General features: G+C 67.5%; 15 protein-coding genes. 8 read left to right on the top strand and 7 right to left on the bottom strand.

Annotated elements, in window-relative coordinates; all coding sequences use genetic code 11:
• Positions 1-9 precede the first annotated feature (9 nt).
• The 5 genes from IEW13_RS05275 to IEW13_RS05255 form a co-directional block, all read right to left on the bottom strand.
• The gene (locus IEW13_RS05275) at positions 10-882 is read right to left on the bottom strand and encodes an ABC transporter permease (RefSeq protein WP_188549898.1); all 873 of its coding nucleotides are present in this window, start codon (positions 880-882) and stop codon (positions 10-12) included.
• Positions 879-1,841 carry an ABC transporter permease gene (locus tag IEW13_RS05270; protein ID WP_188549897.1) on the bottom strand — a complete coding sequence of 321 codons (963 nt, stop codon included), beginning with the start codon at positions 1,839-1,841 and terminating at the stop codon, positions 879-881. Before IEW13_RS05270 ends, IEW13_RS05275 begins: the two co-directional genes overlap by 4 nt.
• Positions 1,838-3,001, bottom strand: a complete 1,164-nt coding sequence (locus IEW13_RS05265; RefSeq protein WP_188549896.1) for a polyamine ABC transporter substrate-binding protein — start codon at positions 2,999-3,001, stop codon at positions 1,838-1,840. The genes IEW13_RS05270 and IEW13_RS05265 overlap by 4 nt, the downstream gene beginning before the upstream one ends.
• Positions 2,998-4,335: an ABC transporter ATP-binding protein gene (locus tag IEW13_RS05260; protein WP_308420800.1), complete on the bottom strand. Its 1,338-nt coding sequence runs from the start codon at positions 4,333-4,335 to the stop codon at positions 2,998-3,000. The genes IEW13_RS05265 and IEW13_RS05260 overlap by 4 nt, the downstream gene beginning before the upstream one ends.
• Positions 4,336-4,830: 495 nt before the next feature.
• Positions 4,831-5,487, bottom strand: coding sequence for a TetR/AcrR family transcriptional regulator (locus tag IEW13_RS05255; RefSeq protein WP_188549895.1), 657 nt, complete (start codon positions 5,485-5,487; stop codon positions 4,831-4,833).
• A gap of 318 nt (positions 5,488-5,805) precedes the next feature.
• Here IEW13_RS05255 and rplJ point away from each other — a divergent pair, with 318 nt between their 5' ends.
• The 3 genes from rplJ to IEW13_RS05240 all read left to right on the top strand — a co-directional run bounded on the left by rplJ (position 5,806) and on the right by IEW13_RS05240 (position 8,530).
• Positions 5,806-6,327: a 50S ribosomal protein L10 gene (gene rplJ, locus IEW13_RS05250; RefSeq protein ID WP_188549894.1), complete on the top strand. Its 522-nt coding sequence runs from the start codon at positions 5,806-5,808 to the stop codon at positions 6,325-6,327.
• A 76-nt stretch (positions 6,328-6,403) separates the two neighbouring features.
• Positions 6,404-6,796, top strand: coding sequence for a 50S ribosomal protein L7/L12 (gene rplL, locus IEW13_RS05245; protein WP_188549893.1), 393 nt, complete (start codon positions 6,404-6,406; stop codon positions 6,794-6,796).
• Between the two features lie 492 nt (positions 6,797-7,288).
• The gene (locus tag IEW13_RS05240) at positions 7,289-8,530 is read left to right on the top strand and encodes a pyridoxal phosphate-dependent aminotransferase (RefSeq protein WP_188549892.1); all 1,242 of its coding nucleotides are present in this window, start codon (positions 7,289-7,291) and stop codon (positions 8,528-8,530) included.
• 43 nt (positions 8,531-8,573) lie between these two features.
• On the opposite strand, the gene IEW13_RS05235 is transcribed toward IEW13_RS05240, so the two are convergent.
• Positions 8,574-12,860: a hypothetical protein gene (locus tag IEW13_RS05235; RefSeq protein ID WP_188549891.1), complete on the bottom strand. Its 4,287-nt coding sequence runs from the start codon at positions 12,858-12,860 to the stop codon at positions 8,574-8,576.
• Positions 12,861-13,094: 234 nt separating this feature from the next.
• Between IEW13_RS05235 and IEW13_RS05230 the strand changes: the two genes are divergently transcribed.
• Positions 13,095-14,402, top strand: coding sequence for a UDP-glucose dehydrogenase family protein (locus tag IEW13_RS05230; RefSeq protein ID WP_188549890.1), 1,308 nt, complete (start codon positions 13,095-13,097; stop codon positions 14,400-14,402).
• A gap of 432 nt (positions 14,403-14,834) precedes the next feature.
• Here IEW13_RS05230 and IEW13_RS05225 read toward each other — a convergent pair whose 3' ends face one another.
• The gene (locus IEW13_RS05225) at positions 14,835-15,068 is read right to left on the bottom strand and encodes a hypothetical protein (RefSeq protein ID WP_188549889.1); all 234 of its coding nucleotides are present in this window, start codon (positions 15,066-15,068) and stop codon (positions 14,835-14,837) included.
• Between the two features lie 275 nt (positions 15,069-15,343).
• Here IEW13_RS05225 and IEW13_RS05220 point away from each other — a divergent pair, with 275 nt between their 5' ends.
• Genes IEW13_RS05220 through IEW13_RS05205 form a run of 4 tightly spaced genes read left to right on the top strand, consistent with a single transcriptional unit; the run spans position 15,344 to position 19,575 of the window.
• Positions 15,344-17,152 carry a polysaccharide biosynthesis protein gene (locus tag IEW13_RS05220; protein WP_188549888.1) on the top strand — a complete coding sequence of 603 codons (1,809 nt, stop codon included), beginning with the start codon at positions 15,344-15,346 and terminating at the stop codon, positions 17,150-17,152.
• Positions 17,149-18,282, top strand: coding sequence for a DegT/DnrJ/EryC1/StrS family aminotransferase (locus tag IEW13_RS05215; protein WP_229744950.1), 1,134 nt, complete (start codon positions 17,149-17,151; stop codon positions 18,280-18,282). Before IEW13_RS05220 ends, IEW13_RS05215 begins: the two co-directional genes overlap by 4 nt.
• Complete coding sequence (locus IEW13_RS05210; RefSeq protein WP_188549887.1) at positions 18,279-18,908, top strand: sugar transferase; 630 nt, start codon at positions 18,279-18,281, stop codon at positions 18,906-18,908. Before IEW13_RS05215 ends, IEW13_RS05210 begins: the two co-directional genes overlap by 4 nt.
• Positions 18,898-19,575: a NeuD/PglB/VioB family sugar acetyltransferase gene (locus tag IEW13_RS05205; protein WP_188549886.1), complete on the top strand. Its 678-nt coding sequence runs from the start codon at positions 18,898-18,900 to the stop codon at positions 19,573-19,575. Before IEW13_RS05210 ends, IEW13_RS05205 begins: the two co-directional genes overlap by 11 nt.
• Positions 19,576-19,588: the final 13 nt, after the last annotated feature.

Below are 19,588 nucleotides of genomic sequence, written 5' to 3'. Positions count from 1 at the left end.
ATCACCGGCTCAGCCGCCGGTGAAGGTCTTCACCACCCCGCCGGCGCTCTCCCCGGAGCGGCGTAGCACATAGCCGACCAGAGCCAGGGCGAGGAGGGTCAGGACGAGCATCACGGTGGAGATCGCCGCGACCTCCGGGCGGAGGGAGACTCGCACCATGGAGAAGATGTACACCGGCCAGGGCGTGTAGCCCGGCTGCTGGATGAAGCTGGCCACGATGGTGTTGTCCAGGCTGAGCGTGAACGCCAGTAGACCGCCGGCGGCGATGCCTGGCCACGCCAGGGGCAGGGTGATGTCTTTGAATCGCTGCAGCGGAGACGCGTACAGGTCCGCCGCGGCTTCTTCGAGTCGTCGGTCCATGCCCGCTAACCGGGCCCGCACCACGAACGTGACGGTGGCCATCGAGATGGCGGTGTGGGCGATGACGAGCCGGACCATGCCGTTGTTGAACGGTGCCAGACCGCCGTCGACGCCTAGCGTCACGAACCACGGCAACAGCGCGATGCCATCGACGATTTCCGGGGTGACCAGCGTGAAGGCCAAGAGGAATGTGAGCGCCGCGGCCCACAGCGCCCGCGGTCTGGCCCGTGCCAGCGCGATCCCGCCGAGAGTGCCCAGCGCGCTGGCCAGCAGGGCGGTGCCCAGAGCGGCCTGCAACGAGGTGATCACTGCGCCGGTGATGACGTCGTTGCCCAGGGCTGAAGCGTAGGCGTCGAAGCCGAAGCCGTGCCACGCTGCCAGGAGCCTGCCGGTGTTGAAGGAGTACATGACGATGACGAGGATGGGCAGGAACAGGAAGGCGAAGACGATCACGCCCCAGACGCCCAGCAGCCGTGCGGGCAGATCGCGGCCGCGTGCGCGACGGTGTGCCGGTGCGCTCATCGGGACGCTCCCTCCGTGGTGATGGCGGTGCCGCCGACATCGGCGCCCGCGGAATCCGGTGCGTCATCGGCGGTGACGTCGATGCGGTGGTAACGCTGGAACGCCCAGCGGGCCAGTAGGCCGAGCCCGGCGGCGAGGGCCACAGCGGCGAGGGTGAAGATGATCAGGACCACCGCCATTGCCGACCCGAGCGCCCAGTTCTGTGCCGTGTTGAACTGGCTGGCGACCAGCTGGCCCACCATGGAACCCTGCGCGCCGCCGAGCACGGAGGCAGTGACGTAATCGCCCATGAGCGGGATGAACACGAGCAGGCAGCCGCTGGCGATGCCGGGCATGGCCATGGGCAGGGTCACCTGGAACAGGGTGCGCCAGCGCCCGGCGCCCAGATCGCGGCTGGCTTCCCGGAGCGTAGCCCCGGCCCGGTCCATCGCTACGAACAGAGGCAGAATCATGAGCGGCAGATAGTTGTACACCACGCCGATCTGCACCGCCGTGCGAGTGTAGAGGATGTCCAGCGGCCCGCCGAGCAGCCCGATCGATTGCAGCATGCCGGACAGGAAGCCCTCGGGGGCGAGGATGATCTGCCAGCCGAGGGTCCGCACCAGGAAGTTCGTCCAGAACGGCACGAGGACGAGTGCCAGCAGCAGCATGCGGCGTTCCGGCCTGACTTTCACGGCCAGCCAGTACGCGAAGGGCACGCCGATCAGCAGGCACAGCACGGTGCCGACGACGGAGATCCGCAGGGTCGCGAGGAAGGTGCTCAGGAAGGTCGGCTGCATCACTTCGGCGTAGCGATCGAAGGACAGCTGGTCCATCGCGTGCGTCGTGAAGGCATCAGGCTTGTAGCCGAAGCTGTACCAGACCACGAGGGCCACCGGGAGGATGAAGAAGAACAGCACATAGGCCCAGGTGGGGAACGACAGCGCCGCGGTGCCGAAGATCCGTCGTGACAGTCTCATGCCGCCCCGCTCTCGGCCACCAGCCGGTCATAGGCGATGACCCGTTTCTCCATGCCGTCGTTGTACTCCGATGCCGTCAGCCGGTCCAGGATCTCCTGGTCCGGGAAGACGATCTCGGGGAAGTCCAGTTCCTCCTGCTCGGCCCGTTCGCGCAGCCCCACGACGCCGGTGTCGTACCCGACGTAGTCCATCTGTGCGAAGGCCGCCTCGGGATCCAGCATCGCGTCGATGAAGGCGTAGGCGGCATCGGGGTGCTGGGTTCCGGCGGCGATGCACCAGTTGTCCATCCAGAGATTCGCCGTCGGTGTGGGGAAGACGAACTCCCAGCGCTCAGGTTCGCCGGTCTCCATGAGCGCTTGGCGGGCGTCCCCGTTATAGGCCTGGATGAGGGCGAAGCTGCCCTGGACGACGCCGGTGGTGGCGGTGGAGACGAAGGCGCGCAGATGCGGAGCGAGCGAGTCCACCAGAGCGTCCTCGCAGAGCTGCAGGAGCTCGGGGTCGTCGGTGTTGACGTCCTCGCCCTGGGCGGCGAGCCAGATGGCGCACACCTCCCAGGGGTCCTCCAGGACGGTGGTGCTGCCGCTGGCTTCGTCCTGCGCAGCGAGGAGGAAGTCCTCCCAGGAGGTCATCGGCCGGGTGATCACAGTGCGGTCGTACACGTACCCGGTGGTGCCCCAGGCCTTGCACACGGAATACTCGTTGCCGGGGTCCCAGTCCTGATCGGCGATGGCGGGGGAGAGGTTGCGCAGGTTCGGCAGCAGCCCGTGGTCAAGCGGCTGGAGCAACCCGCGCTCGGCCATCATGGGGATGTAGATGCCTGTGGGGACGATGATGTCGTACCCGGAGGTGCCGCGGGCGGCGCCGAGCTTGGCCATCATCTCCTCGTTCGAACCGAAGTTGTCCATCTGCACGCGTACGCCGTGCCGGGCGGAGAAGGCGTCGATCACGTCCGGGTCGTCGTATTCGCCCCAGGTGTAAACGTTGAGCTGGCTCTCCATCTCCCCGTCGGGATCGAGGGACGGGGCGATGGCGTCGCCGGCCCCGCAGGCGGCCAGCGCTGCCGAGCTTCCGGCCGCGGCGAGTCCGCTGAGGAAGAGCCGCCGGCTGATCCGGCGCACGGTGTCATCGGGTGCGAGCACCCGCAGGGGACGCCGTGTCATGAGACGAACACCTGGATGGCCTCGGCGGGGAACCGGCACTCGGCGGCGTCTCCAGTGGAGAGCTGGGCGGCGCGGGCGCGCGGGCTGCGAGCGATGATCTCAGTGCCGTCGGGGAGTATTACGGCATGGGAGACGGCGTCCCCCAGGAAGAAGACGGCACCGACGCGGCCGATGAGCCGGTTGGTCCCTGGCGACCGAGCCACGTCGCCATCGCTCCTGGTTTGTGCTCGGCCGAGTGTCGCCGCTGCGGCGTCGTGACTGCTCGGGGCCGCCGCGACGACGTTGATGTCCTCTGGCCGGATCGCCGCCTTCACCCGCGTTCCCGGCGCAAGGGGGCTCGTCTGGGTCTGGGGCTGGTGGCCCTCGGCATGCGGGGTGTGCGCCTGAGCGTCCTGATGCCGTGACCGGTCGGCGTAGGGCACAGCACTAGCGGGGTGCGGTCCGGTGCCGCCTTGCCGCGGGCCGGCATCCTGCGCGTGCCGGGCGGCGGCCAGCAGCGGCCCGAGCGCGGAGTCCAGGTGCAAGCCTGACGCATCCTGGGCGGCGACGGTAGCCGGCACGAAGTTCTGCTTGCCGATGAACCCGGCGACGAACTCGTTCGCCGGGCGGGCGTAGATCTCCTCGGCACCGCCGATCTGCTGGATCGTCCCGCCGTTCATCACGGCGATGCGGTCGCTGAGTGTGAGGGCCTCTTCCTGGTCGTGGGTGACGAAGACGAAGGTGGTGCCGAGCCGCCGCTGAAGCAGCTTCAGTTCGATCTGCATCTCCTCGCGGAGTTTGCGGTCCAGGGCTGACATCGGTTCGTCGAGCAGCAGCACTTGAGGACGATTGACCAGCGCCCGGGCCAGTGCGATGCGCTGCTGCTGCCCGCCGGAGAGCATCACCGGCTTGCGTTCGGCGAAATCGAGCATGCGCACCATCTCGAGGGCTTCGCGGACCCGGTTGTTGATCTCCCGACGCGGCACACGGCTCTGCTTGAGCCCATAGGCCACGTTGCTGGCGACGTTCATGTGCGGGAAGAGTGCGTAGGACTGGAAGACGGTGTTGATGGGACGCCGGTGCGCGGGGGTGTCCGTGATGTCGGTGCCGTCGAGCAGGATCGCGCCTTCACTGGGCTGCTCGAAGCCTGCGATCATCCGCAGCAGGGTGGTCTTGCCGCAACCGGAAGGTCCGAGCAGGGAGAGGAACTCGCCGGCGCGGATGTCCAAGCTGATGGCGTCGACGGCGGTCGCACCGCCGAACCGTTTGGTCACCCGGTCGAGCCGGAGGCTGCCGGCAGCGTCGGCACGGGCGCCGGCCACCTCGTCGGCGGTTGCTGGCGGGGGAGTGGTCACGCGTCTGTCCTCCACTTCGCCGGTACGGGACCGGTGCGCATTCACGGTGTCAGGCCGCCCCGCACCAACGACATCAGCGCGTGAGGCGACTCACAGGACACGAGTGAAGCACGTCACACGAGCGATGTCAACGGCGTTGACATCGGGGTGCGTCTGAACCGAACCGGCGTCGGCCGCCTTCACTTGTGGCAAGGGGGTGGTGCAAAACCCGCGGCTTCTTCGCGGTCTAGCGACTGTTGTCTCGCGGGACTTCGGGGTGACAGTTCTGTATCAGGACATCAGTGACAGTTCCGAAGACCGCGGTGGCGACGCATTGCCAGCTGCTTCTCTTTTGGACGTCTTCGGCGGAGAGTGGCTGCGGGCGAGCCGAACTGGTTGCGGACCCGCTGGACGCCTGCAGTGTGGCCGGTGCGGTCGCGGGCTGCGGCCGGTTGCAGCGGGGCCGGATGCAGGCACGCCCGGGCCGGCACGCGATGCCGAGGCTAGTCGCGACCGCTAGTCGCGGCGGGGCGGGTTTGCGGCGCGCCGGGCGATCGATTCCAGCATCAGGTCGAGCGCGAGCTCGTAGGTGGGGTCTTCGTCGATGCCCGCCAGGTGCTCTGCAGTGGCGGCGATGCGGGGGTAGCGGCCGGGATCGGCCTGGGCGTACTCCTGTGACCAGGCCCCGACGTCCTTGGCCTGCTGCTCTTCGCTGAGGATGCGGAAGGCGGCATCGAGGCCGGCGAAAGCGAGGTTCATATCGTCGAGGGCGCGGTAGAGCCGCGCTGCCTCCGGTGGCGGGAAGCCCGCCCGGTGGAGTTCCTGCAGGATCGCCTCCACGATCGCCATCTCACCCTCGCGGCGGGTCACGCGCGTGGTCGCCAGGACGGCGGCGTGCGGGTGCGCCAGGTAGACCGCACGGCTGCGGTGCAGGAGGTTGCGCAGGGACTCGGCCCAGTCATCGGCGGGTTCGTAACCGTCCATCGCGGTGGCCATCAATAGATCCCCGATGGCCAGGATCAATTCGTCCTTGTTCTTGAAGTGCCGGTACAGGGCGGTGGGGTCGACGCCCAGATGGCGCCCGATGCGGCGGAACGTCAGTGCCTCGGGGCCGTGGGCCTCGAGCAGGCCAAGGCATTCGCGGGCGATCAGTTCGGGCGTGAGGGTTGCCATGACGCCTTAGGCTAGCAACGGACGTGCCGCACGTCGCCCTGGATTTGGCGGGGACTGAAGCCATGCCCTACAGTGGTATCTGCCCAAGACCGCCGGTCGTCGTGCGCGCAGATCTCGTCATGAGGGATGCGGGCAGGACCTAAGCACTCGCGATGAGTGGCCTGCGCAGGCGTGACGAGAGCTTTCATGCGCTTAGGTCCTGTCCTTAACCAGGATGGGGACGCGCATCATGCAAGCGCTTCGCGCGACCTGCGCGGAGCGCTTTTTTCGTGTGCGAGGACCTTCATGCAAGGGACCGGCATCGACGAAAGGAATGCCATGGCGAGGCCAGACAAGGCAGCCGCGGTTGCGGAGATCAAGGAGACCCTTGAGAACTCGCATGCCGCTGTGCTGACCGAGTACCGCGGCCTCACCGTTGCGCAGCTCAAGGAGCTGCGCGTGAAGCTCGGTGAGACCGCCACCTACGCCGTGGTGAAGAACACGCTGACTGAAATCGCCGCCAAGGAGGCCGGGATCGATGCCTTCGAGGGGCAGCTTTCCGGTCCTACCGCCATCGCCTTCGTTCAGGGCGAGCCGGTGGAGGCAGCGAAGGTTCTGCGTGACTTCGCCAAGGCGAACTCCCAGCTCGTGATCAAGGGCGGCTACCTGGACGGTGCCGCGCTCACGGCCGAGGAGATCACCAAGCTCGCCGATCTGGAGTCCCGCGAGGTGCTGCTGGCCAAGGCTGCCGGCGCCATGAAGGGCAGCCTGTCCAAGGCCGCCGCTCTGTTCGCGGCTCCGGCTTCCCAGGCGGTTCGCACCGTCGAAGCCCTGCGCGTCAAGCAGGAGGAAGCCGCCTGATCGGGCGTGCTTGTCACCCCACCCCGCATAACGAGACATGGCCGGTCCGCGCCGGCCGCTGATGGAAGGAAGCCTCATGGCTAAGCTCACCACCGACGAGCTCATCGATGCATTCAAGGAGCTCTCCCTGATCGAGCTCTCTGAGTTCGTGAAGAAGTTCGAAGAGGTCTTCGAGGTCACCGCTGCCGCCCCCGTCGCCGCTGCTGCCGCTCCGGCTGCCGGTGGTGCCGCTGGTGGCGACGCCCCGGCCGAGGAGAAGGACGAGTTCGACGTCATCCTCGAGTCCGCCGGCGAGAAGAAGGTCCCGGTCATCAAGGAGGTCCGTGGTCTGACCTCGCTGGGCCTCAAGGAAGCCAAGGACCTGGTCGACTCCGCTCCGAAGGCCGTCCTGGAGGGCGTCAACAAGGAAGCTGCGGAGAAGGCCAAGGAGGCCCTCGAGGGCGCCGGCGCCACCGTCACCCTCAAGTAAGACCTGCGCGCCACACCCGGCGTGCGCTGATCGCGCCCATCGCCCGGCTCACCAGCCGGCGGCGATGCGTGATCGCGAAGCCCCCGTCTTACGTGCGACAGCACGTGCGGCGGGGGTTTCGTGCTGCCGGCCTGGGTTCTCCAATGAGACGAAGCCGAATCGCGACTCGGCACCATTGCTGACAGTCCGTGTTGTTCCCGGAACTCTCGGGGCGCTGCAGTCGTTGGCGCCGGACAGCGGAGTGTCCGTATCGGCTCTGGTGCGCGGTTTCATCGCTGGCGGCCTCCCCGTGAGCGGGACGAGCACCTCAGGGCCGTCTCGGAACGGCTGGAGCGCGATGTCGAAGCCGTGAAGGCGTGCGCTCGCGCAGTGCATCTAGGCGCCGGGTCTTCAGGTTGCTCGCCATACCTTTTAGATGGCGGGAGGTACGGGGTGAAACGCCGCGAAAACACGGGTTTCGCGCTTGCGTTACGCAGGCGCTACAGTGTCCGCATGACCATTTCTGCGCAGCCGGTCAGCTACCGGCAGTCCGCCAAGCTTCAGCATGTCCGTTACGACGTCCGCGGTCCGAATCTGGTGGAAGCACAGCGCATGGAAGCGGAAGGCCATAAGGTGCTGCGGCTGAACATCGGCAACACCGCCCCCTTCGGTTTCGAGGCGCCGGAGGCGATCGTGCAAGACATGGTCACGAGCCTGCCGGACGCCCAGGGGTACAGCGATTCCCGCGGCATCCATTCCGCCCGCAAAGCGGTCCAGCAGTACTACCAGTCGCACGGCATCCTGGATCTGGACATCGATCACATCTTCATCGGCAACGGCGTCTCGGAACTGATCACCCTCGTGTTGCAGGCGCTCGTCGACGACGGCGACGAGATCCTCATCCCGGCCCCGGACTATCCGCTGTGGACCGGAGCGGTCTCGCTCTCGGGTGGGCGCGCCGTGCACTACGCCTGCGACGAGGGCTCCGGCTGGAACCCGGATCCGGAGGACATCCGATCCCGGATCACGCCCCGGACCAAGGCACTCGTCGTGATCAACCCGAATAACCCGACCGGTGCGGTCTACTCCGAGGAGACACTGCGGGCGCTCGTGCAGATCGCCGCGGAGCACCGGCTCATCCTGCTCACCGATGAGATCTACGAGAAGATCGTCTTCGACGGCGCGCAGCATCGCCACCTGGCCGCGCTCGCCGGTGACGATGTGCTCACCCTAACGTTCTCAGGACTGTCCAAGGCCTACCGGGTGTGCGGTTATCGTTCTGGCTGGCTGGCGATCACCGGGCCCGTGCAGCGGGCGGAGAATCTGATCGAGGGCATCACGCTGCTGTCGAACATGCGCATGTGCGCCAATGTGCCCGGTCAGTACGCGATCCAGGCGGCGCTGGGCGGGTATCAGTCCATCGACGCGCTCGTCGCGGAGGGAGGCCGGCTGCGCGAGCAGCGGGACTTCGCGTACCGGCAGCTCAATGAGATCCCCGGCGTGAGCTGCAACCAGGCCGCCGGCGCACTGTACCTGTTCCCGCGCCTGGACCCGGAGATGTACCCGATCACGGACGATGCCGCCTGGGCGCTCGGGCTGCTGCGGGAGAAGAAGGTCCTCGTCTCCCACGGCACCGGCTTCAACTGGCCGCACGCGGACCACTTCCGCCTGGTCACCCTTCCCTCGGTGGACGTCCTCGACGACGCGATCGGCCGCATCGCGGAGTACCTGGAGGATCTGCGCGCCCGGCGCTGAGGCCCTCGCCGCCCGGACGGCCGCTTCCAGGATGGCTTCCGGTTCAGCGGCGCGATTCTGGCGGCCCGCCCTCCGGACGCTCGTCCGGGGCATGAGGGGCTCCCGTGTGAGGGAGATCCTGGCGCGTGTCCGGCGTGCGTTCAGTACCCTGGGGCGGCGACTGCGGCGATTGAAGTGGCTGCTGCGGTGAGGGAGCGGGGGAGGTGCGCTGCCCGGGCTGCGGCGGGTGCCACTCCGGGCGGTGTTGCCCCGTCGGCGGCGCAGGAGCCACCGGTGGTCCGTCCTGCTGGCCTGGTCGCGCCGACGGTGGTCGCTGGTCCGGTTGCATCGGCTGCGGTGGGGGAGCAGGGAAGCGCTGGCCCGCCCCGGGTGCAGGGAAATGCTGCCGTGCCGGGGGCGGGGGCCCCTGGCGAGATCCGTACAGCGGTCCCTGGGGTGGCTGCGCAGACGGGTACGGGCGTGCCTGCTGGGAGGCCGGCCCTTGCTGGGCGCCCGGCCACGGCTGCGCGTACTCGGCAGCTCCCGGCGGGGCCTGCGGTGCCGAGGGGTGCTGCGGATATGCCGCGTGATTCGCGGCAGGTGCGGGTGAATGCGGCTGCGGGGGCGGCGCCGTGGCGGCATCGTCGTTCTTGCCGGCATCGGGTTTGCGCCGCAGCAGCTGCCAGACGACCACCGCGATCACGATGAGTCCCAGCACTAGCAGCGCCAGCCACAGCATGTGCCGTAGACCGAAGACCACTGCCAGAGTCGCGGCGACCAGGCCCCACCACAGGGCCAGTGGCCGGCGGGTGAGCGCTCCGGCGACCAGCAGGGCGACGTGGTCGCAGAGGAACAGCAGGGACTTCCACCCGGCTTCCGGATCGGGCAGGGTGCTGATGAGACCGGTGAACGTCAGGATCGCCATGGCGACGATCCACCGCGGCTCCGGGCTGCCGCTCAGGCCGCGAACGGACGCAGGCGGCTGCTGCTCAGGGACCCGCGTACGGCGGCTGCGTGCCCAGCCCAGCAGCAAGGCGGCGGCGAAGGCGGGCAGCAGGAGCAGATGCATCGCGATGTAGAAGTCGACGCGCACTAGGCCGCTGAGTGCCAGCAGCAGGCCGAGCGCCAGCGGATAGGCGGCCGGTTCCAGCAGGAGCTGCCGGGCGGGACGGCCAGGACGTGGCAGGCCCTCCATGCCGACCATGACGGCGATGGCCATGAAGGTCAGACCGGCGACGAATCGTGGCAGGGACCGGAAGACCTCGTCGTCGGAGGGGAGCCCGAGGGAGAACATCGCTGCCAGGAACAGGGCTCCGGCGGCGGCCAGATACATGGTGAGCGTCCGCGGTGAACGCAGCGCGCCGGGCAGACGGGGCGCGCGCGGAGCCGGCGAGCGACGGGCAGGCGACGGAACCTCACGCGTCTGCGGCGGCGCGGCGAACGGCGGGTGAGCGGCACCCGGCGGAGCAGGCGGCGAGCTCTGCAGCTGACCCGCAGCTGGCGAGGTGGACGGCGGCGACGATTGACCGGCGCTCGGTGGAGCGGACGACGGGAACGGCTGCTGAACGGCCGCGGACGGCCCGGTGTCTGCGGTGGTGCGGCGCTGCTCGACGAGGCGGTTGCCCCAGCTGAGCGCATAGAACGCCGCCCAGCTCAACCAGAGCGCGATCACCATCTGCACTGCGCCGTGATCGGCGAGCGCAGTCCCGATGGGTATGGCGGTCAGGAGGATCGCAGGGACCAGGGTGTAGTACTGCCACCGGATGCGGTGAAGGAGCAGGGCCGCGATGCACGCGGCCAGGGCGACCGCCGGAATCAGGATGCCTGCCGGGTGCAGCGCCGACGGCCCCTGGGCCAGGAGCGCCTGTACCAGCGGCAGCACCGTCAGAATGGTGAGCAGAAGACGCGGGAGGCCGGCGAACCGGCGTGCCCGCGCTGGATCAGCGGCCTGAGGGGCGGGCCGGGCAGCGGATGCCTGCCCGGTCGCAGGGGTTCCTGCCGGACGTTGCGGTCCCGCGTCCAGAAGCAACAGCAAACCGTTGGTGCGGGCTGCGTCCAGGACCATCGAGCCGATCAGCAGTGCCACTGCGATGCCGCGCCCCTCGTCAGTGAGGACCACCGCGGCCGCGGTAAGGATCAGCCACACGAGCGCGGGGAACCGGAGGGCCGCGGCGCCGATCACCACGGACAGGGGTCCTGCGCCGCGTCTGCGCGTGAGCAGCAGGACGGCGTCGGCGAGCAGCCCGGCAACGCTGATCGTCAGGAGTGCCCAGCCGAAGACGACCGGCCAGGAGTCCCTGGTCAGATCCAGGGCGCGTAGTACCAGGACCGGCAGGGTCAGACCCAGCAGCACCGGCCAGGACCATGCCAGGTGGGCGGTGCGGTTGACAAGGACACCGGCGACGAGGATGCCGAAGCCCGCCAGGAGGACCAGCATCGGCGGCAGGATGCCGTGGGGTGGTTCGGCGACGGCCAGCCACACGCCGCCGATGACGGCGTACAGCGCGGCGAAGGGGCCGGCTACTGCCGGTGCACGGCGGCCCGGCAGCGCACGGTAGCCGAGGACGGGCAGCAGCGTGAGGGCGAAGAAGGTCGCCGGGGCGCCGACTCCGGTGGGGTCCTGGACGCGTTCAGCGGTCCACAGGCTGATCGGCAGCAGCGGTAGGATGGCCCCGGCGACCACGACGAGGGCGAGGGAGCGCAGCCGGTGGGCCAGCAGGAGGGCCGCGGTGATCGTGACGGCCAGGAGACCTAAGGTCACGATCAGCTGCGGGATGGTGTGTGCGGGAACGTTGAAGAGTTCGACGCCGCTGTCAAAGCGGGTGATCCACGCTGCCAGCAGCATCGCGCCGAACGCCGCGGCCATCCAGGTCCACTCCGCCGCGCGGTCCAGCTGCGATGGTGAGTTCTTCGACGTGCTCTGCCGGTGCAGGGCGACGGCCGCCAGGGCGGCGACGGCGAGCCCGCACAGGGCGAGGACGAGCGCCATGATGATTCCGCGTGCCGGGATCGACCCCAGTCCGGCGGGAGAGCCGAGCCAGACGAGAGCGGCCATGAGCGTTGCGGGCACCGTGAAGCGCAGCGCGGCCTCGGCCTCGTAGCGGCCACGAATGGCCCGCACCAGGCCGAGGTGCAGGCTGGTGGCGATCCCGATGATCGCGATGTCAGCGGCGCCTGGCCGCACGAACAGCAATGCCGCGGCGGCGGCCAGAGGCAGGTAGTCCGAGAGATGCCGGGCCGGCGTGGCCAGCAGGCGCCCGGGGCCGCCGTGGAGGGGGAGGGCGAACAGGAGGCCCTGGACGGCGGTGCAGACCAGGATCAGGACGGCCAGGTGCCACACGACGTCGGTGGAGGCGAAGGACACGGCCGCCAGGACCGAGGAGAACAGGTACCCGATGGACAACCAGGAGATGATCCGGCTGCCGAGCGCGACCGCGGCGGCCATGTACAGCAGGGCGCCGGCGAGTGAGGTCAGCAGCCAGGCCACGGAGGCGCTCGTGACGTCCCAGCCGCCGAGTGCCAGTCCGGCGAAGGGGAGGATCGCCAGGCCGGTGCCGGTGAACGCGATCCCGACGGTGCGCAGGCGGGCTGTGGTCCGGTGCAGGACCATTCCAGCGGCGTAGAAGACGAGCGCGGCGCCCCAGGCGAAGGAGAGCCGGATGGCGGTGCTCTCGGTGGTGAGCATGAAAGCGCCTATGGCCGCGACGATCAGCAGACCACCGACGTACAGGAGGATGTTCAGCGGCAGATCGCTGCGCGGTGCGGCGCTGACCGGGGCGCCACCGGGGTGACCGGCGGGCGAAGGCGCGCCCGCGTCGTAGGCGGGGTAGGCAGGACCCGATGGCGGATACCCCGGACCTGCCGGGGGCCGCGCGGGAGCGGAAGGCGCCTGGCCGGGACCGGGTGGTGCGGAGCGCGGCCCGGATGCCGGAGGAGCAGGATGTCCGGGCGCGCGATGAGGGGGCGCAGTGCCGATGCTGGGTGCCGACGATGGTGGCGGCGGGACGTCTGCGCCGGTGTGGGGAGCGCTCGGGCTGGAGTGCGCGGCACCCCGGCCCGGCTGAGCTGAACCGGGGGCGGCGGATTCAGCCGGAGGTGGCTCGGGGGCGCGGCGGGGCGGGGTGCCGGCTCGCGTCATCGCGGTCTGGTGGGGCGGGAGCTTGTGCCCGTGCTCGTAGAGGAAACGGCGCGCCTGGAGCGAGCCCGCGACGAAGCCGAAGTTGTGAGTGCGACGTCGGGCTGCTCGCTGGGCTAGAGCGGTCAGCAGAAGCGCGATGAGTGCGGTCAGGACGACCGCGAACGTCCAGGTTGCGACGTTGAAACCGCCGAACCACACCAGCGGACCGAACATCTGCACCAGCCTTCCGCCGCTGGAACCGGGGATGAGAAAGACAGCGGCTTCCCATAGTGTCTCAGGGCTTGCAGTCCAGGGACAGGTATGTGTCAGTTCTGTGGACCGCGCCGCGGGTACGGCGTGCGGCGAGCGGCCCTGCTGCGCCCGCGGTTCCATCGGAGATGCAGCGAACGTCACGCCGACGCTCGCTGTTAAGAAGCGGTTTAGTTTCCACTGCTAGTGTGTCTTGACGTGAAGCTTTCTGTGATCGGATGCGGTTATCTGGGTGCTGTCCACGCCGCGAGCATGGCGCATCTGGGACACGACGTCATCGGCATTGACACCGACGCGGCAAAGGTGGAAGCTCTTGCCGCCGGACGCCCGCCGTTCTTTGAGCCGGATCTGCCGGACCTGCTCAGTCAGGGAGTCGCTTCTGGCCGGCTCCGTTTCAGCACCGACATCGCTGACGCGGCAGGCTCGCAGGTTCATTTCGTCTGTGTGGGTACACCGCAGAAGCAGGGGGAGTTCGCTGCGGACCTGCGCTACGTCGATGCTGCTTTCGGCGCCTTGCGTCAGCACGTGACGCCCGGTGACCTGGTGGTGGGCAAGTCCACGGTGCCGGTCGGCACTGCCGAGGGACTGGCCGCCGCTTACGAGGGTACTGAAGCAACACTGGTGTGGAACCCAGAGTTCCTGCGGGAGGGTTTCGCCGTCAAGGACACACTGCACCCGGACAGGCTGGTGTACGGCGTACCGGACGGTGCTGCGGGCGAACGAGCCGTCGAGGTACTGGACGACGTCTACGCCAGCCCGATCGCCGAGGGGTCCCCGAGGATGACTACCGACTACGCCACCGCCCAGCTGGTGAAGGTCGCCGCGAACAGCTTCCTGGCCACCAAGATCTCCTTCATCAATGCGATGGCGGAGCTGTGCGAGGCCACCGGCGCGGATGTCACCGCGCTCGCGGACGCGATCGGTCACGATGAGCGGATCGGCCGGCGATTCCTGAACGCCGGTCTGGGCTTTGGCGGCGGCTGCCTGCCGAAAGACATCCGGGCCTTCATGGCACGAGCGGGGGAGCTGGGCGTCGACCAGGCGCTGTCCTTCCTGCGCGAGGTGGACGCGATCAATATGCGCCGTAGGGTGCGCATGGTGGACCTGGCCCGTGAAGTGTGCGGAGGGTCCATCGTGGGCAGGAACGTGACGGTGCTGGGAGCGGCATTCAAGCCGAACAGCGACGACATCCGTGATTCGCCGGCGCTCAACGTGGCCGAGCAGATGAACCTGCAGGGAGCGCGTGTGACGGTGACGGATCCCGAGGCACTGGAGAACGCACGCCGACGCGTGCCTGATCTCCGTTATGTGGAGACGGTTGAGGAAGCCGTCGAGAGCGCCGAGCTGATTCTCCTCTTGACCGAATGGAAGCAGTACGTCGAGCTGGACCCCGAGGCCCTGGATGGGCTGGTGGCGCAGAAGAACATCCTCGACGGTCGCAACGTGCTAGACCCCTCACGCTGGCGTGCCGCGGGCTGGACCTACCGGGCACTCGGGAGGCCCTGAGCCCGAGCCGAGCCGGCAACGTTTTAACGGTGCCCACTTCCGCGGAATGAGCGCCCCGGGGCCTAGCCGTTCCATACCGGTGCCGGCTACGGAGGTCACTGACGGACCGCGGATGGTCGGGGGCCAACGGAAGACTGGGTGGGTACCGTTCTCTGGCGCCGTTCCGCGGTCTGGGTCGGTATTTTGTCCGGGCACTCTTTCCTCCGCGTTCGGGCGATTGGTACCGGCATATGTCAAGGATATTTGTCAGTAATCGCGTCTTTCGCTTTTTGAGAGTCGAAAACCTTGCTTGGTGCCCGCCTGCATGCGGTTAATCCCGTAGTCCGCGCTCAGGCCTCTTGCGGCTTCTGAGTTTCTAATAACCTGCCACTGCATGCCGGCCGGCGGCCTCGGCAATCGTCGGCTTTAGCACTGGCCGCAGATCGGGCGTGGTCACCATCGGACGATCTCGTTACCAAACCGATCGGTTCGCAGCCCGTGCGTGTACAGCAGCTCGTCTCGGAGTCTCTTGGCTTCGAGACTGAGTTGCTCAACGACCTGCTCGGCCTGTTGACGGTCGCGGTCTGTGCGAGCATCGGCGAGTCGCAGTTCGCTGCGATGCAGGGCACGTCGTAGCGTCTGCAACTGTGCTCGCACGTCGTCGACCGGGGTGTTGGTGTCCGGCACGCAAACCTCTTCCGGCTAGGATCCTTACGTGTTCGGCAATGTACCCGCACTGCCGTGCATCACGCCAATGCAAAGAATGCCGGAGACCCACTGCGGAAGGCCAGGGGGTGAAAAGCTGAGCACGTCTTTTTAGACGTGGCGACCGTCATCGGTTGTACCATCCGTGTAAGGTATCGTCGCGGTTGGTTGTACCGGGTCGTCACCGCGCAGCAGGGACGCCGTGATGCAGGTGGCAGTCGGGACTGGAGTACGCCGGAGGAGGCGCAAACCGGAGCATGGTGCGTTTACGTAAGCTCCAGCTGGTGGTGAGCCAGATGGCCATCGACGCCATCGCGTGGTGGGTTGCGCTGGCATGGGCAATCTGGGCGCGTTACGACTTCGCCGCCGTCGGCGCGCCCCTTCTGTCTCTGGTGGTCGTAGGTTTCCTGATTGTCGCCGCGCAGATCGTCATCGGTCTCGCGCTGTGGTTATACCGCGGCCGCTACCGGTACGGGTCCTTCCAAGAGCTCCGGTCTCTGTTCGTGACCGCCATGATGGCGGCGGCAGCAGTGGGGTTGCCGGTTATTGCGTTCGGCAACGACTACGGCCTCCCGCGCAGCACTGTGCTGCTGGCGGTGCCCTACGCCCTCGTCCTGATGGCGGGCGTCAGGTATCTGCGCCGCACCTTCGTGGAAGGTTCCAGGCGGCCGCGGAACGGTGCGGAGCCGGCTCTGGTGTACGGAGCCGGGCAGATGGGCGATCTTCTCCTGCGTTCGCTGACCACTGACCCGCGATCCGCGTTCCGCCCGGTGGGACTCCTGGACGACGATCCGGCCAAACGGAACCTTCAGCTGCACGGCGTCAAGAACGTGGGAACGTTCGCGGATCTGGACAAGGCCGTCGCTGAGACAGGGGCCAAAGCGCTGATCGTGAGCATAGCGAGGCCGAGTTCCGAGTTCCTGCGCCGCGTCCAGGACTCCGCAGCCAGCAACAGTCTGCGTGTCCTGGTGCTTCCTTCCATCAGCGACAGCCTGGCGGGCACGCCTCATGCGTCCGATCTCCGGGACATCAACATCGAGGATCTGATCGGTCGTCAGCCGGTTGACACGGATGTGAGCTCGATCGCTAGCTATGTCAAAGGCAAACGGGTTCTGGTGACAGGCGCCGGCGGTTCGATCGGGTCTGAGCTGTGCAAGCAGCTCAGTGTCTTCGAACCGAGCGAACTCATCATGTTCGACCGGGACGAAACGGGCCTGCAGCTGACCCAGCTGGCGGTTTCCGGCCACGGACTGCTGCACACGAACGATGTGGTTCTGGGTGACATCCGGGACGCGCTGGAGCTGGAACGGCTGTTCCTGGCCCGCAGGCCGGACGTGGTGTTCCATGCCGCGGCGCTGAAACATCTTCCGATGCTGGAGCAGTACCCGGAAGAAGCGTGGAAGACGAACGTGCTCGGCACGTTGAATGTGCTCGAAGCCGCGCGAGCGGCCGAGGTGGAGACATTCGTGAACATCTCCACCGATAAGGCGGCGAATCCCACGAGCGTCCTGGGGCACTCCAAGCGGGTTGCCGAGAAGATCACGGCGTGGATGGGGAAGCAGACCGGCAAACGGTACATCTCGGTCCGGTTCGGCAACGTCATCGGGAGCCGCGGGTCGATGCTCCCGACGTTCACCTCGCTGATCGAGTCCGGCGGGCCGCTCACGGTCACACATCCGGAAGCCACACGGTTCTTCATGACCATCCCTGAAGCGTGCCAGCTGGTGGTGCAGGCCGGCGCGATCGGCCGGACGGGCGAGGTGCTCATCCTGGATATGGGCGAGCCCGTGCGCATCCTGGACATCGCCAAGCGGATGATTGCCATGTCCGGTAAGAAGATCGATATCGTGTTCACAGGACTGCGTGAGGGGGAGAAGCTGCACGAGGACCTGATCGGCGCGAGCGAGTCCGACGAGCGGCCGTTCCACCCGAAGATCACGCATGCGACGGTGTCTGAACTTGCGCCCGAACGAATGCGGAAAGACGAGTGGTCGGCGCGACTGTCCCTCTCCGGGACGGCTGAGCAGACCCCGGACACCGCGCAGGGAAAGGAACACGTTTCTTGAACGCGGAGCGCATCTATCTCTCCTCGCCCGATGTGGGAGAGCTCGAGGAGCAGCACGTACTTAGCGCCATCAAGTCGGGCTGGGTGGCGCCGCTGGGCCCCGACGTCAACGCCTTCGAGGACGAACTCACAGCACGGATCGGGGTAGATCACGCCGTCGCGCTCAGTTCGGGCACCGCGGCACTCCACCTCGCCCTGCTGGGGATCGGCGTAAAGCCCGGGGACGTCGTGTTGACGTCGACGATGACGTTTGCTGCGACCGCGAACGCGATCGTCTACACCGGCGCCGAGCCGTTCTTCATCGACAGCGACCCGGTGACCGGGAACATCAGCCCGGGGCTGCTTGAAGAGGCACTGACGCAGCTGCGCGCCGCGGGTGAGCGCGTCGCGGCGATCGTGCCGGTGGACCTGCTGGGCAAGGCAGCGGACTACACCGCACTGGAGGATATCGCGGCGAGGTTCGATGTGCCGCTGATCTCTGATGCAGCTGAAGCGTTGGGTGCGACTCACGCGGGTCGTCCTGCTGGGAGTTTCGGCCGCGCCTCCGTGCTGTCGTTCAACGGCAACAAGATCATGACCACCTCCGGTGGCGGAGCGCTCCTGACGAATGACGAGAAACTCGCCCAGCATGCGCGCTACCTTGCGACGCAGGCGCGGCAGCCGGTGGCTCACTACGAGCACGTCGATATTGGATACAACTACCGCCTGAGCAACCTGCTGGCCGCGTTGGGGCGCGCGCAGCTGCAGCGCCTCGACGAGATGATCGCCCGCAGGCGCGAACTTCGGGAGCGGTACAAGGAGATTTTCGCAGCGGTCGAAGGTGCATCCGTACTCGGTGCCGACGGTGATGAACACGACAACGTGTGGCTCACTGCCGTCCTGGTGAACCGGGAGAAGACTGGGTGGACCGCCGGCGAATTGAGCGAGGCGCTGGCCGCCCGCGACATCGAATCCCGGCCGCTCTGGAAACCCATGCATCTTCAGCCGGTGTTCGCCGGGTCCCGGGGCATGATCGATGGTTCTTCAGAGGCGCTCTTCCGCACCGGGCTGACGCTTCCCAGCGGTTCAGCGCTGACCGCTGAGCAGCGCGAACGTGTGTTCGGGGCGATCACGGAATTCCTTGCGGCATGACCGGGTCCTCGGTTCCGCGTCCCTACGACGTCGTGAAGCGCGCCGGGGATGTGTTCGTCTCCGCAGCCCTTTTGGTGGCGACCGCGCCCATCCAGGCGGGAGTGGCGGCGGTCGTCGCGAAGAATCTCGGACGACCTGTCTTGTTCCGGCAGGAACGCCCGGGGCGCGATGGCAGGGTGTTCACGCTGCTGAAGTTCCGGACGATGCGGCCGGTCGACGAAGCCAGGGGCTGGGTCACGGACGAAGAGCGGTTGACTCCGTTCGGCAAGAAGCTGCGGTCCACGAGTCTCGATGAGTTGCCGACCCTCTGGAACGTACTGCGCGGCGATATGAGCCTGGTGGGGCCGCGCCCGCTACTCGTCGAGTACCTGGAATGGTATTCGCCTGAACAGGCCCGCAGGCACGAAGTCCGTCCGGGGGTGACAGGGCTGGCGCAGGTCAACGGGCGGAACGCCCTCTCCTGGGAGCAGCGCTTCGCGCTTGATGTGGAGTATGTGGATCGCCGCGGCCTCATGCTCGATCTGAAGATTCTGGCGTCGACGGTACGCGCGGTCCTCACGCGTGAAGGCATCAGCGCGGAAGGTCATGTGACGATGAACAAGTTCGGAGAAGCTGATGGCGGCTGAACTCGTCGTCATCGGCGCGGGAGGTTTCGGACGGGAGACACTCGATGTCATCGAGGCAGTGAACGCGGCCGGGGAGCGGTTGTTCGAGGTGGTGGGCGTCGTCGATGACAACCCGAGCGGCATGAACATTGAGCGGCTTCACGCCCGCGGGTATGAGCACCTGGGCGGAGTAGAGGAGGTTCTGCGAAGCCGGGCTCCCGGAGCGTACGTCTTGGGTGTCGGAAGTCCGAACGCCAAGCAGACGCTGGCGGGTGTTTTCGACAGCACCGGCTGGGAGCCGACCACGGTTGTGCACCCAACGGCCACCATTGGCACGCAGACGGTGCTCGACGCCGGCACGGTCGTGTGTGCGGGCGTGCAGCTGTCGACGAATGTGCGGCTGGGAAAACACGTTCACCTCAATCCCGGCGTGATTATCGGCCACGACGCGATCCTGGACGACTTCGTCTCGGTGAACCCAGGGGCCATCGTGTCAGGAGAGGTCAAAGTGGGCAGCGGAGTACTCGTAGGGGCTGGCGCAGTGGTGCTGCAGCGGCTTACTATCGGCACCGGGACGGTAATCGGGGCCGCAGCATGTGTCACGCGCACGCCAGTTCCGGGACACACTATCGTCGGCGTTCCCGCGCAACCATTAGTAAAACCCGCCGCCGAGTCGGAGCGTGCGTAGCTTCTGCGCCGTT

Origin of the sequence: Sediminivirga luteola, from assembly GCF_014639315.1 — a bacterium.
Lineage (GTDB): Bacteria > Actinomycetota > Actinomycetes > Actinomycetales > Brevibacteriaceae > Sediminivirga > Sediminivirga luteola.
The sequence above is the reverse complement of the archived record's forward strand: the minus strand, read 5'-3'. Positions and strand labels throughout refer to the sequence as shown.

Coding starts and splice junctions, on each gene's coding strand:
- IEW13_RS05275 (WP_188549898.1), bottom strand. CDS start 882: ATGAGCGCACCGGCACACCGTCGCGCACGCGGCCGCGATCTGCCCGCA.
- IEW13_RS05270 (WP_188549897.1), bottom strand. CDS start 1,841: ATGAGACTGTCACGACGGATCTTCGGCACCGCGGCGCTGTCGTTCCCC.
- IEW13_RS05265 (WP_188549896.1), bottom strand. CDS start 3,001: ATGACACGGCGTCCCCTGCGGGTGCTCGCACCCGATGACACCGTGCGC.
- IEW13_RS05255 (WP_188549895.1), bottom strand. CDS start 5,487: ATGGCAACCCTCACGCCCGAACTGATCGCCCGCGAATGCCTTGGCCTG.
- rplJ (WP_188549894.1), top strand. CDS start 5,806: ATGGCGAGGCCAGACAAGGCAGCCGCGGTTGCGGAGATCAAGGAGACC.
- rplL (WP_188549893.1), top strand. CDS start 6,404: ATGGCTAAGCTCACCACCGACGAGCTCATCGATGCATTCAAGGAGCTC.
- IEW13_RS05240 (WP_188549892.1), top strand. CDS start 7,289: ATGACCATTTCTGCGCAGCCGGTCAGCTACCGGCAGTCCGCCAAGCTT.
- IEW13_RS05235 (WP_188549891.1), bottom strand. CDS start 12,860: ATGTTCGGTCCGCTGGTGTGGTTCGGCGGTTTCAACGTCGCAACCTGG.
- IEW13_RS05220 (WP_188549888.1), top strand. CDS start 15,344: ATGGTGCGTTTACGTAAGCTCCAGCTGGTGGTGAGCCAGATGGCCATC.
- IEW13_RS05210 (WP_188549887.1), top strand. CDS start 18,279: ATGACCGGGTCCTCGGTTCCGCGTCCCTACGACGTCGTGAAGCGCGCC.
- IEW13_RS05205 (WP_188549886.1), top strand. CDS start 18,898: ATGGCGGCTGAACTCGTCGTCATCGGCGCGGGAGGTTTCGGACGGGAG.